The sequence below is a fragment of the Streptomyces sp. NPDC005752 genome (assembly GCF_040630715.1).
Classification (GTDB): Bacteria; Actinomycetota; Actinomycetes; order Streptomycetales; family Streptomycetaceae; genus Streptomyces.
In genome coordinates this window covers 25616-38373 of sequence record NZ_JBEXYB010000019.1, presented here as the reverse complement: position 1 = coordinate 38373, position 12758 = coordinate 25616, and the positions used below count along the sequence as shown (strand labels likewise).

Here is a 12758-nt window from a genome sequence, read left to right as displayed (position 1 = left end):
GGGCGACTCATGACCACGGTGGTCTTCATACACGGCACCGGCGTGCGCGAACCGCACCTCGGGACGCTGCTCGCGCGGATCGTCCCAGGTCTCGCGGCAACGGCTCCCGGTGCACACGTCGTCGCGTACGACTGGGGCGGGCAGCACGGAGCGGAACTCGCCGCGGACGGCGCCAGCATCCCCGCCCCTCCCGGCTCCGGGACCGGACGCGGCACCGGGGACCTCGACGACAGTGACGAAACGGAGGAGTGGGCCCGGCTGTACGAGGACCCGTCGGCCGAGCTCGCCACCGCAGCGGCCGGAGCGAGCCCACGTGTCACAGCGCCCGGCGCGGCTTTTCCGGACGAACGTCCCAGGGCGGTCCTCCGGGAGATCGCGGCGGAGGGTGTCTGCCGGGCGGATGCGCTCGGTCCCGAACTGACTCGGGAAGCTGCTGAGTTGGCGCGCAGTCCTCTCCTCCGGCCCGCCGCCGAGGCGCTGGACCAGGAGACCCTCGCATGGGTGCTGGCCCGTGCGCTCGCCGCTGCGGCCGTCGCCGCGGATCTCGCGGCCGACAGCCCCGTGCAGTGCGGGGGAGGCGTCAGGGACACTGCCGTCGCCGAACTCGCGGAGCGTCTGGGCGCCCCGCCCGCCGGTACCGGCCGCGGCCCCCTGCTCCGGATGGCCGGCCGCCCGCTCGTGCGCCTCGGCTCGCGCTACGCCGTGCGACGCCGACGCGCGCTGACCGACGCCGCGCATCCGGCGGCCGGCGACATCCTCAAGTACCTCGCCAGAGGCGAGGGCATGCGTGAGGGGCTGCGCGAGCTCGTGGCCACCCTGGAGCCGCCCGTCGTCCTGCTCGGACACAGCCTCGGCGGCATCATGGCGCTCGACACCCTCATCTCCGCCCCGCTGCCGGGGGCCGAACTCCTGGTCACGGTCGGCTCTCAGGGCCCCTTCCTGTACGAGACGGGCGCGCTGCCCTCACTGCTCCATCCGGCTCTGCTGCCCGGTCACGTACCGCCGTGGCTGAATCTCCATGACCGCCGCGACCTCCTGGGCTACGCCGCCGAGCCGCTCTTCCCCGGCCGGGCCCACGATGTCGCCACCGACAGCCGACAGCCCTTCCCCGTGGCGCACAGTGCCTACTGGACCGATCCGGCTGTCTACCGCGCGATCGGGGAGCGGCTGCCGTGAACCGCAGGCCCGTGCCGCCGGACCGCGTCTTCGCCCTGGTCGTCGGCATCGAGCAGTACGCCGCCGGATCCGGCTGGGACCTTCCCGGGCCCGCCCGGGACGCCATGCGCTTCCGCGACTGGCTGCTGGCCCGCGGAGTGCCCGACAGCCAGATTCAGCTCCACCTCGCACCGGTGACCGGAACCGCCCCCGGCATTCCGTTCCACCCGGCCGACCACGACTCGCTGAGGCGCGCCTTCATCAAGGACATCCCGGAGCGTGGGGAGGATGCCCTGTGGGTGTGGTGGGGCGGCCACGGCGTGCTGGACCAGGACGAGAACACACGGCTCTACACCGCCGACGCCACGCAGACGGACCGGCGCAACATACACGTCGAGTCCGCACTCGCCCGGCTCAGGAGTGACGTGGCCCCGGGCCTCGGAGTGCAGATGTGGATGGTCGACGCGTGTCGCACCTTCGACGAGATGCACCACTTCCCCCAGTCGCTGCCCACCGAGCGCCTTCCCGCCGGGACGCGCGTCGCCGCGCACGAGCAGACCCTGATGTTCGCCGCCGGTCGTGGGCAGCGGGCGGGCAACGACCCGGAACGCCGCCTCGGGTTGTTCTCGGACATCGTTCTGCGCGAACTGCCGGACGATCCGCTGCCGGAACCCCTGCCGTTGTTCGGCGCGGTCAAGGCGAGGATGAGCGCTCTTCGGCAAGCGGGCCTCACCGCCCAGGGGCCCGGCCTCCGTTTCGACGCCCCCAGCCTCCGTCTCGAAGCGCCCGGACACCGCGAGCTCATCGGTTGGGGCAAGGAGACGCGTCCCCGGCCGGCGGTACCTCCGACCGCGCGGGTCGTCTCGGCCCTGATGGCGTATCCGCTGATGGGCGACCGTGACGAACGGCAGGCCCTGGTCAACGAGCTGCCCGCCGCCGTCGTCGCTCGGATGCCGAGGCACCCCATGCCGCGGACCGATGTGATCGGGATCTTCCGCGCCCTCAGAACTCAGCCGGACGGTCTGTGGAAGCTGTACGCCGCAGTGACACTGATCGATGACGATCCCGCCCGAGCCTCCGAACTGAAGGCAGCAATACAGGACTTCCTCGCATACCCGGGGCCCGCCATGTGATCCGCTGGCGTGATCACACGGGTTTCGGGAAGGAGTTTCAGTCGTCATGATGGAGTAAACGGTGGCATCCTGTGCCACCGCACGCGAAGGGGGAGCGCGCCTTGTACCAGCCGGTGCCCGCCGACGGCACATCCGACCACCTCGAATCCGACCTCATGGACCTGGCCTCCGTGGGCGTCGCCGATCTGAGGCACCTGACCGCTCCGGACGGGGCAGCACGGCTCCTTGCCGAACTCCGCCGCGCGCGCACCAACGCGATGGGCGGCGGTGAACCGGGGCGGGCCGAGTAGGCGGGGGCGTAAACGGGACCGCCGCGATGAGACCCGTCCACGACAGGGAGCGATGTGTACGAGCCGATCCGTATGCCCGGCCCGCTGTTCGACGAGATCGCCGCGGGCGGTGGCTCTCCCGAAGCCGTGGCGTTCCTGGTCCGGGGCGAGCGTACGCGTCGTCTCCTCCTGCTCCGTGAGCTCCTCGACTTCTTCGACGCCGACCCGAGTGTTCTGGGGAACCTTGAGTCCCGGGTGATCTGGCCTGTCCTGCAGGCCGCCGCCACCCGGGCTCCCGAGGCGGTCGACGCGCTGCTGCTGACCCCTCAGGTCGGCAGCTGGCTCGCCCACATGCTCCGCCGGCTGCACGGAACGGCGTCCGGGCCGCCGATGTGGGCGGACGCCGGACAGATCGCCGCCGTCGCCGCGGCGGCGGCCCTCCATGCCGGTACGGACGCCGAACTCCTCCTGCCCGCCAAGGGTGCGGCGGCCGGCCTGCCCGCCCTCGGAATGGTCCGGCTGCCCGGCCCCGACGACGGCGCGTACCGTACGGTGCGGGTGTCGGTGTCCGACGGAACCCTCACCGTCCGCACGGAGCACGGGCCGGACGTCGTCGTCACCCCGCTCACCGAGCCGGAGTCGGAGCGCTGGCTACCGGTGCACCGGCTGGACACCGGGCCGGGGTCGCGCGCCGTCCAGCTCGACGACCTCGACCCCTACCGTGACCTGGACGAACCGATAGCCCCTGGACGCCTCGCGCCCGAGGAACTGCGAGCCTGGCAGGGGCTGTTCAGGGACGCCGTGGCGATCCTGCGACGGGGCGGCAGCGGCCCCGGCGGGCTGCGGCCCGAGGAGATCAGCCGCATCGTGCCCTGGCAGGCCAAGAACGGCGACGCGGTTCTCCCGGTGCCCGCCGAGGGGCTCAGCGCCTCCACCGGGGACGCCTTCGCCTCCATGGTGATCGCCCGCCCCGGGGACGGCCTCGCCCTCGCGGAGACCCTCGTCCACGAATTCCAGCACAGCAAACTCGGGGCGCTGCTCCACCTGTTCCCCCTCCTCGAGGAGGACCGGTCCGAGCGTCACTACGCGCCCTGGCGCGCCGATCCCCGGCACCTGCCCGGCCTCCTCCACGGCGCCTACGCCTTCGTCGGTGTCACCGGATTCTGGCGGGAGCGGATCAGGGACACCGGCACCGACCCGGACGGGCGGGCGGCGTTCCTCTTCGCGATGCGCCGGCTCCAGACCCGCATGGTGCTGCGTACCCTGGCGACCCACGCGCGGCTCACCGCGCCCGGCCTGCGGCTCGTCACCCGGCTGTCCGAGACGGTCGACAGCTGGCTGAGAGAGCCCCTGGCGCCCGCCACCGTGGCCAGGGCGCGGGCGGCGGCGGTCAGTCACCGGGTGGAGTGGCGGCTGCGCAACCTGCGGTGCGCCGAGGACGACGCGGTCGGCCTCGTCGAGGCGCTGCGCCGTGGTGCCGCCCCCGCACCCGGCGGTGGGCCGCTGGTCGCGCCGGACGCGGGACGCGGATACTGGCAGGACGACCGCGCCCGCCTCTATCAAATGCGGGAGTTCGAGGCGGGCAGGTCACCGGCTGCCGACGAACTGCTGGTGGCCGGGGAGACGGAGGCGGCACGCGCGGCGTACACCGAACAGCTCGGCGGCACCGACCCGTTGGACCCGCACGCGCTGGCCGGGTGGCTGCTGGCGCACACCGCCCTGTATCCGCGTGACCGCCGGTTGCTCGCCCGGCCCGAGCGGTTCGCGGCGCTGCTGCGGGAGTCCCCGCCCGACCGCTGGACGCGGACCGCCCGCTGGCTGGCCGGTGGCCCTGTCGCTCGCTGACACCTGGTACGAGGACTCACGCAGGCACGGGGAGGGGTGACCGGGACTCATCCGCGAGCGCTGAGGTACGCCTCCCGCTCCGGGTCCCGGACGCGCTGTCCGCGCGGCCGCCGCTGCGACACTCCTGTCCCGGCTGCAGGCCGCACCACTCAGTCGAGACAGAACTCGTTGCCCTCGACGTCCTGCATCACGAGGCACGACTCGTAGTCGCCGTCGGCAAGCATCAGGCGCACACGTACCGCGCCGAGCGCGACCAGTCGTGTGCACTCGGCCTCCAGTGCGGCGAGGCGCCCCTCACCCACGAGCCCGGTGCCGACCCGCACGTCGAGGTGCAGCCGGTTCTTGACGACCTTGCCTTCGGGCACGCGCTGGAAGAACAAGCGGGGGCCCACCCCTGACGGATCGACGCAGGCCGCCGACCCCTGGTGGTCGGGCGACAGGGTGCGGTCGAAATCGTCCCAGGTGGCGAACCCCTTCGGCGGCGGCGGTACGACGTACCCCAGCGCCTCGCACCAGAAGCGGGCGACGCGCTCGGGTTCCGCGCAGTCGAAGGTGATCTGGACCTGCTTGACCGTGGACATCGGACCATCGTAGAGGCGGGTCCGATGCCGGGGCCATCCCCGCGTACGCGTTGACGGCCCCGGCGGCCTCCGGACGGGCCGGCCGGATCAGCTCGACGAGACGTGGAACCCGTTGGTCGTGAAGTTCAGCCCGCCCGACGACGACGTGATCTCGTAGCCGAACTGGACGTCACCGATGGTCTCGTTGCCCCACCAGCCCTTGGTGTCCTTGATCCACTTCAGGATCGGCAGGATGTTCACCGTGCCGGAGGAGGAGTCCGAGGTCCGCAGGAACGAGAAGACCTCGTTGGCGCCGTTGTCGCCCTTGTAGACGGCCCAGGTGTGCCCGCCGAGTGTGACGGTGCCCTGGGACGTGCCGAGGGGGCCGACGGCGCCGTTGTGGTTCACCCAGAGCATCACCTCGTAGTCGTAGTCCGTGTCCCAGATGTCGTACGACGTGTTGTACGCGCCGGATGAAGGGACCGTCACGTTGTAGCCGCTGGTCAGCGACGAGAGTGACGTGATCGGCTTGTCGACGATCTTCTTGGCGTTCGGGTACGACTTGATGCCGCCGGTGTTCGGGTGGTTCGCCGTCACGCCCCAGTTGCCCGACGAGTTGGCCCAGATGCTCTGGCTGCCCGCTCCGGAGCCCCAGATGTTGTTGTAGAGGATGTAGCCGTCGGATGTGGTGTAGTTGCCCCACTGCTCCGACGAGGTCCAGATCGCGGCGTGGGCCGGAGCCGCCGCGAAGCCGATCAGTGCGGCGACCGCTGCCGTCGGGGCCAGCAGCCTGGTCAGGGTGGATCGTGCCATCGGGTGTTCCTTCCATGTGGGGATGGAGGAGTGCTACCGCGGCCCCAGGGTGAGGACGCGGTCCACGCCGGCCGTCAGCTCCAGCGGAGCCGGGGGGTTTCCGGCGGAGGTCTCGGTGAGGGTGAGCCCCGCGCCCGTACGCAGATCGACGCGGGCGTCGCGGGTGGGTCGCAGCACGGCGGTGGCACCGTCCGCCGACCACCGCAGATCCAGATGCGCGCCGAACCGGGTCCGAACGCCCCGGAGTTCACCGGCCGGGTACGCCGCGGGAACGGCGGGCAGCAGAACCAGGCGGCCGGGCGTCGACTGGACCAGCGACTCGATCACGACGGCGGGCAGGGCGTGTGCCGCGTCCGCGTTGTAGACGTTCCGGGACGGATAGTGCGCGCTCATCAGCGAGTCGTGGAAGAAGTCGCCGCCCAGCACCGAGCCCAGCGCCGCCGACACCCGGGACGGGTCCCGCAGCCGTGCGGCGATCAGGGCCTGGTGCAGATGCCCGTGGGCGGAGTCGTTCTCCGAACCGCGCAGTTCGAGGGCGCGGTGCGCCGCCGTGGCCAGCTCCGGGGTGTCGTACGGATTGATCGCGTCCAGCGGCCACACCGGGTAGAGGTGGCTCAGGTGGCGGTGGTCGTACGTCTCCCTGAGACCCGGCCACGCCCACTCGGCGAGGGCCCCCTCCTCGTTCACCAGGTAGTCCGGGAGCCGGGCCGCGAGTGACTGCCAGTGGCCGGCCGACGGGTGCCCGGGGGCGTGCGCGGCGGCCGTCGTCAGGGCGTGGCGGGCCGCGGCGATGTCCATCGTGGCGTTCACCGTGCCCCAGCCGGCGTTGGCCGGCCGGTTCTCGGGGGAGTACGACGGCACGACCGCCAGGTTTCCGTCCGGGTCCTCGTGGCTGAGGAAGTCCTCGTAGAACAGCGCCGCTTGGACGAGGGCGCCGGTCAGCGCGGCGTCCGGAGTCCCCGCCGTGACCTCGGCGTGCTCCAGGAGCGGCTGCAGCAGCCAGTCCGCCCCGGCCGTCCACAGATGCAGCGGATAGGCGCGCTGGAAGTGCCGGGTGTGCCCCGACGTACCGTCCGTGTGGGACGGCGCGACGATGCCCCGTGCCCCGAAGAGCGCGCGGGCGTTGTCCCGCCAGTCCGCCAACTGCCCGTGGACGAGTGCCGCATGGGCTTCGGTGACCTCGGGGAGTGCGGCTGCCGCGGCCGAGGCGACCTGGAGGTTGAGGTTGGCGTTCGTGGTGAAGGCTCCGGACCACGCCGTGTCCCAGTCGCCGGTCCACAGGCCGGTGAGCCGGGGCGGCAGCAGTCCGGAGGAGGAGAGCAGGTGGTAGCGGCCCGCCGCGAAGAGCCGCTCCAGGAGCGCGGGCGACCCCGGCGCACGCAGCAGCTCGCTGCCGGGCAGCTCCCGATCCGGTGCGGCGTCCCGCAGCGTGAAGGAGGTGCGCCCGTACGCCGTACGGTGCAGAGGTCGGTGGCGGTCCAGCAGTGTGGCGTAGTCCCCGTCCGGCAGGGCCGCCCACAGTTCCCCGAGGTCGGGGCGGCCGGCCCCACGGACGACCCGGGTCGTCAGGGTGAGGCTCCTGGCCCCCTCGATCCGGATGCCCTCCCCGGACACCGAGACCGTGCCGCCGTCCACTCGCGCCGCCGTGACTCCCGTGTACCCGAGCGCGCTGCCCGGATAGCCCACCCGCAGGGCCAGACGCGCGCCCTCCGGGGTCAGGACGGTGGAGCGGCCGACCGCCAGGCGGGCGGGGGCGCCGGGCAGGGCGTGGTCCAGGACGAGGTCGGCGGTCAGCCCGAGGTCGGTGACGTGCTGCACGATCACGTCGTCGGCCCGTGAGACGAAGACCGCGCTGCGCCAGGCCTCGTACGACGCGGTCACCTCACCCGTCGTGAAGTCGACCTCGCGCCGGTATCCGGCGACCGCGTCGTGCAGCCCCCGGGTGCGGCGCACGCACGAGCGGAACGCCGGGTGGAAGGGCTGGACCCACACCAGCGGACGCCCCGCGCCGAAGCCCTCGGCCGCCTTCGTGTCGCCGGCCAGGAGAGCGTCCTGGAGGCGGCCCAGCCCGTCGGCGAGCTCCGGCGGCCGGAGGTCCTCGCTGCCGTTCGGCCGGACCAGGGTGTGGTGGTTGACGATCACCCGGTCGTCCGCCGGGTCGCCGTGGACCATCGCCCCGTGGTGGCCGTTGCCGCTGAGGAACGCGTCCTCCCAGCGGGTGGCGGGGAAGGGCTCCCACGTGCCGTCGATCATGCGGAGACGTCTCTCAGGACGGCCACGCCGTAGCGCTCCAGCACGACCGAGCCGTCGGTCACGGTACCCGTGAGCAGGTCGGCATACCTGCCCGGCAGCTTCACCCCGGCCGGGGACCGGCCGTGGTTCAGCAGGAAGAGCAGGCCGCCCCGCCGCACCGCCTCGACCCCGGCGGGCAGCCCCTCCAGGACGGGGCGCACGCCCGCCCCGGCCGCCGCCCGGCCGAGCAGGCCGCGCAGCGCCTCCGGCTCGGGCAGCGTCGAGACGTACCACGCGGTGCCCTTGCGGAGTACAGCCGGAAGCCCGTCCAGCTCGCCCTCCCGATATGCGGCGACTGTCTCCGCGCTGCCGTCCGGTTCCAGCTCCTCCGACCACAGGGTGCCGCGGAAGCCGTCGCATTCCACGGTCGCCCCCGCGTCCAGGGGCCACCACTCGTGCACCGTACGGATGCCGAACAGCTCACGCAGCCGCCCGTCCATGCCGCCGGGCCTGATCCGGTCGTCCACGTCCGCGACGCCCGTGAAGAACCCGCACACGAGTGTGCCGCCGCCCCGCACGTACGCGACGAGGTTGTCGATGGCCGCGTCGGTGAGGAGCTGGAGCTGGGGCACGAGCACCATGCGGTAGGCGCCCAGGTCGCCGCCGGGGCGGGCGAACTCCGTGCTGATCCCGATCTCCCACAGACCCCGGTGCCAGGCCTGGACCAGCTCCGTGTACGAGACGAGTGAGGACGGCCGGCCCTCCTGCGTGCTCGACCACCAGGCGTCCCAGTCGTGCAGCACGGCCACCTCGACCGGTACCTCGGTCCCGCTCACCTCGGCTCCGATCTGGGCGAGTTCTGCGCCGATGCGCTTGACCTCGCGGAAGGTGCGGCCGTGCTCACCGGCGTGGCTCAGCATCCCGGAGTGGAACTTCTCCGCCCCCTGCCGGGACTGCCGCCACTGGAAGTAGCAGAGGGCGTCCGCGCCCCTGGCCACCGACTGCAGCGACCAGAGCCGGTTGAGGCCCTGTGGCTTGGGGTGGTTGACGCCGCGCCAGTTGACCGTCCCGGCGGCCTGCTCCATCACCATCCACGGTCCGCGTGCCTGCGAACGGGTCATGTCGGCGAGCATCGCGTTGTACTGGCCGCCCCGGGGGTCAGCCGGATCCGGGTAGACGTCGACGGAGACGATGTCCTCCTGCTCCGCCCAGGCCCAGGCGTCCTGCCCCGACCACAGCGGCATGAAGTTGGTCGTCACCGGGATGTGCGGGGTGTGCCGGGCGACGATGTCCCGCTCGGCGACGTAACACTCCATCAGGGCATCGGAGGTGAACCTCTTGAAGTCCAGCTCCTGCGCGGGATTGCGCATGTACTGCGCCCGGCGTGGCGGCAGGATCTCCGCCCAGTCGTCGTAGCGCTGACTCCAGAACGCCGTACCCCAGGCGTCGTTGAGCGCGTCCAGGGTGGTGTACCGCGAGGCCAGCCAACGGCGGAAGTGGGCCGCGGTCCCGTCGCACCAGCAGTGCGTGCAGTACTCGTTGTTGATGTGCCACACGGTGAGCGCCGGATGGTCCGCGTACCGCGCGGCGAGGTCCTCGGTGAGGGCCGTGGCGTAGCGGCGGTAGACCGGGGAGCTCGGACAGAAGTGCTGCCGGGAACCGTAGTTGACGAGAGCCCCGTCCTCGGTGCGCGGCAGCGTCTCCGGGTGCAGGGCGCCCATCCACGGGGGCGGTGACGACGTCGGTGTGGCGAGGACGACCCCGATCGCGTTGTCCGCCATGAGGTCCAGCAGCCGGTCCAGCCAGCCGAACTCCCGCGCACCAGGGCGTGGTTCGATGGCCGCCCAGGAGAACACCCCGACGGTGACGGAGTTGACCCCGGCCTCCTTCATCAGCCGGACGTCATCGGCCCACACATCCTCGGGCCACTGCTCGGGGTTGTAGTCGCCTCCGAAGAGGATGCGGCCACGGGCGGCGTCGTGCAGGGACGGCATGGACTTCTCGTTCCTCTACTGGGGATCTGCGTACTGGATGCCCCGGCCGTTGGTGCCCAGGTAGACACGGCCGTGGACGCGGGGGTCGCCGGTGACGACCTCACCGGTCCACCCCCACTGGAGGGCGTCGTCGTTGATGCGAACCCAGGTCGCGCCCGCGTCGTCCGACCGGAGCACGGCGACGCCGTCGTACGTCGCAAGGACCCGCCCGGTCCGGTAGACCGCCGGATAGCCGGCCCGCCCCTTCGAAGGGGCGGCCTTCCCGAAGCCGAGGGCGTGCGAGGCCTGGCAGCCGGCCAACGGTGTGAACGTGCGGCCGCCGTCCGTCGAGCGGAGAAGCCCGTTGTCCTCGGCGGAGAGCCACAGGCCACCGGAGCGCCCCGAAGCCGCGACGATGCGGAACTGCACGTCGCCGGAGGGGAGTCCGGTGGCTCCCTCGGCGAACGTCAGGCCCCGTCCGTGGAGAGGAGCACCGCGCCCGTGTCCGTGTCGTACACGTAGAGGCGTTTCGGGTCGAGCGGGTCTGCGACCGGTGTGCCGCTCTTCGGGAACGACGCGACCTCGGCCCATGTGGCGCCGCCGTCCGTGGAACGGTGTGCCGCGTACTTCGTGCCGTCCCCGTGGGACGGCACCCGCCGTCGGAAGCACGGACGCCGAGGCCGCGGCCGCCGCCGCACCGGCCAGGACGGTCCGGCGTCGGGGGTGCGAGGCGGGTTCCGGCTGTGGGACGGACGAAGCGCGCATGACGGGGACCCTCCGGTGGGGGAGTGCGGGACGTGCGGTACGGGTGCGGGGTTCAGCCCTTGACGGCGCCGGTGAGCATGCCTTCCTTGAAGTGCTTCTGGACGAACGGCGACAGGAACGCGACCGGGATCAGTGCCAGCACCATGACCGCCATCTGGACGGCGAGCAGCGACAGGTGACCGGTGTTGATGACCTGCGTGAGACCCGTGGGCCGCTCCTGCTTGAGGACCAACTGGTTCATCACGTTCTGCAGCGGCAGCATGTCCGGGTCACTGATGTAGATCGACGCGTTGAACCAGGCGCTCCAGTAGCCCACCGCGTAGAACAGCGTGATCACGGCGATCACCGCGCGGGACAGCGGCATGACGATCTGCCACAGGATGCGGAAGTCGCCCGCGCCGTCGATACGGGCGCTCTCGATGAGCTCCTGCGCCGTGCTCATGAAGAACGCCCGCAGGACCAGGATGTTGAAGACGTTCAGCGCGCTCGGGAGGATCAGCGCCAGATAGGAGTCCGTGAGACCGAGCCCCTGCACCACCAGATAGGTCGGGATCAGTCCCGCGCCGAAGAACATCGTGGCCAGCATGAAGAGCAGCAGCGGGCGGTGCAGCACGGAACCGGTACGCGAGAGTCCGTAGGCGCACAGGATCGAGACGGCCATGCTGAAGAGCGTCCCGACCACGGTCACACAGATGCTGATGAGAGCCGCACGGGTGACCTGGCCGCCGCCCAGGAGCTCCTGGTAGGCGACGAAGGTGACGCCGCGCGGGATCACCACGAGACCGCCGGCCTCGGTGATGGTCTTCACCGAGGACAGACTGGTGACGATCACGACCCAGAGGGGGAAGAGGACGGCCAGGCAGATCAGGACCATCACCACGCCCTTGGAGGCGAGGCCGGGCTTCGACGGCTCCTCCTCCCACACGGGACGCAGGCGGCCACGGGTTCCCGGCTTCACACCACCCAAGCCGGTCAGGCCGGAGAGCAGGCTGCTCACTTCTTGTACACCCCCTGCTCACCCATGAGATGGGCGACCTTGTTGGCCCCGAGGACCAGCAGCAGACCGAAGATTCCCTTGATGATCCCGACGGCCGCCGCGTAGCTGAATCCACCGTTGGTGATGCCGACGTTCCAGACGTAGGTGTCCAGCACCTCCGACGCTCCCGGGCCGACCGCCGTGCGCTGGAGCAGGATCTGCTCGAAGCCGACGGTCAGCGCGTTGCCCACCTGGAGCACGAGCAGCAGGGCGACGACGGGACGCAGGGCGGGCAGGGTGATGTGCCACATCCGGCGCCACCGGTTCGCGCCGTCCATGGCGCTCGCCTCGTAGAGGTCCGGACTCACCGCCGCGAGGGCGGCGAGGAAGACGATGACGCCCCAGCCGGCGTCCTTCCAGATCATCTCGAAGGTGATCAGGAACTTGAACAGACCGGGGTCGGTCATCAGGTCGAAGCCCTCGTGACCGTTCTCCCGCAGCGTCTGCGCGATCAGCCCGGCGCCGCCGAACATCTGCTGGAACACCGTGACGACGAGGACCCAGGAGAAGAAGTGCGGCAGATAGAGGATCGCCTGGGCCACCGCCCGGACCCGGGGCCGCACGAAGCTGTTGATGAACAGCGCGAGCAGGATCGGCACCGGGAAGAACAGCGTCAGCTGCAGGAGGAAGATCGTCAGGGTGTTCCGCAGCGCCGACCAGAACAGCCGGTCGTTCACCATCTGCTGGAACCACTCGAACCCGACCCACGGGCTCTGGGCGATCGCCTGGAACGCGTTGTCGGCGATGTACGGGTCGTAGTCCTGGAACGCCACGACGTTCCCCGCCAGGGGGATGTACGCGAAGACCAGCAGCAGGACCATCGCCGGCAGCGTCATCAGGATCAGCGTGCGGTCCCGCCGCAGCCGGTGACGCAGCGGCATGTCCTTGGTGACGGGCCGGTCACCGGCCGCCGCCCTCGTCTTGACCGGCGGCGTCCGTGACTCCTGCGCGCGCCGGTCGTCTGTGCTCAGTGACAT

10 protein-coding genes and 1 pseudogene are annotated in these 12758 nt (G+C 71.4%); 4 read left to right on the top strand and 7 right to left on the bottom strand.

Annotated elements, in window-relative coordinates; translation table 11 throughout:
- The first annotated feature begins 9 nt into the window (after nt 1-9).
- The 4 genes from ABZ441_RS17605 (at nt 10) to ABZ441_RS17590 (ending at nt 4402) form a co-directional block, all read left to right on the top strand.
- On the top strand, nt 10-1176 hold the full coding sequence (locus ABZ441_RS17605) for a hypothetical protein (protein WP_358974371.1): 1167 nt from the start codon (nt 10-12) through the stop codon (nt 1174-1176).
- Nucleotides 1173-2288, top strand: a complete 1116-nt coding sequence (locus ABZ441_RS17600) for a caspase family protein (RefSeq protein ID WP_358974368.1) — start codon at nt 1173-1175, stop codon at nt 2286-2288. The genes ABZ441_RS17605 and ABZ441_RS17600 overlap by 4 nt, the downstream gene beginning before the upstream one ends.
- Before the next feature lie 101 nt (nt 2289-2389).
- Nucleotides 2390-2578 carry an aldo/keto reductase gene (locus ABZ441_RS17595; protein WP_358974365.1) on the top strand — a complete coding sequence of 63 codons (189 nt, stop codon included), beginning with the start codon at nt 2390-2392 and terminating at the stop codon, nt 2576-2578.
- A gap of 54 nt (nt 2579-2632) precedes the next feature.
- Complete coding sequence (locus tag ABZ441_RS17590; protein WP_358974362.1) at nt 2633-4402, top strand: HEXXH motif domain-containing protein; 1770 nt, start codon at nt 2633-2635, stop codon at nt 4400-4402.
- A 149-nt stretch (nt 4403-4551) separates the two neighbouring features.
- Here the strand turns inward: ABZ441_RS17590 and ABZ441_RS17585 are convergent, their stop codons facing one another.
- The 7 genes and pseudogenes from ABZ441_RS17585 to ABZ441_RS17555 form a co-directional block, all read right to left on the bottom strand.
- Complete coding sequence (locus ABZ441_RS17585) at nt 4552-4983, bottom strand: VOC family protein (RefSeq protein ID WP_358974358.1); 432 nt, start codon at nt 4981-4983, stop codon at nt 4552-4554.
- Nucleotides 4984-5070: 87 nt separating this feature from the next.
- Entirely contained in the window at nt 5071-5775 is a 705-nt protein-coding gene (locus tag ABZ441_RS17580; protein ID WP_358974355.1) for a hypothetical protein, read from the bottom strand.
- A 33-nt stretch (nt 5776-5808) separates the two neighbouring features.
- Complete coding sequence (locus ABZ441_RS17575) at nt 5809-8028, bottom strand: glycoside hydrolase N-terminal domain-containing protein (RefSeq protein ID WP_358974352.1); 2220 nt, start codon at nt 8026-8028, stop codon at nt 5809-5811.
- Complete coding sequence (locus tag ABZ441_RS17570) at nt 8025-10001, bottom strand: beta-galactosidase (protein WP_358974350.1); 1977 nt, start codon at nt 9999-10001, stop codon at nt 8025-8027. Before ABZ441_RS17570 ends, ABZ441_RS17575 begins: the two co-directional genes overlap by 4 nt.
- A 15-nt stretch (nt 10002-10016) precedes the next feature.
- A pseudogene (locus tag ABZ441_RS17565) lies at nt 10017-10624 on the bottom strand (1,4-beta-glucanase); the annotation flags it as partial.
- Nucleotides 10625-10797: 173 nt separating this feature from the next.
- Nucleotides 10798-11733: a carbohydrate ABC transporter permease gene (locus tag ABZ441_RS17560; RefSeq protein ID WP_358974650.1), complete on the bottom strand. Its 936-nt coding sequence runs from the start codon at nt 11731-11733 to the stop codon at nt 10798-10800.
- 5 nt (nt 11734-11738) lie between these two features.
- Complete coding sequence (locus tag ABZ441_RS17555) at nt 11739-12758, bottom strand: ABC transporter permease subunit (RefSeq protein ID WP_266373403.1); 1020 nt, start codon at nt 12756-12758, stop codon at nt 11739-11741.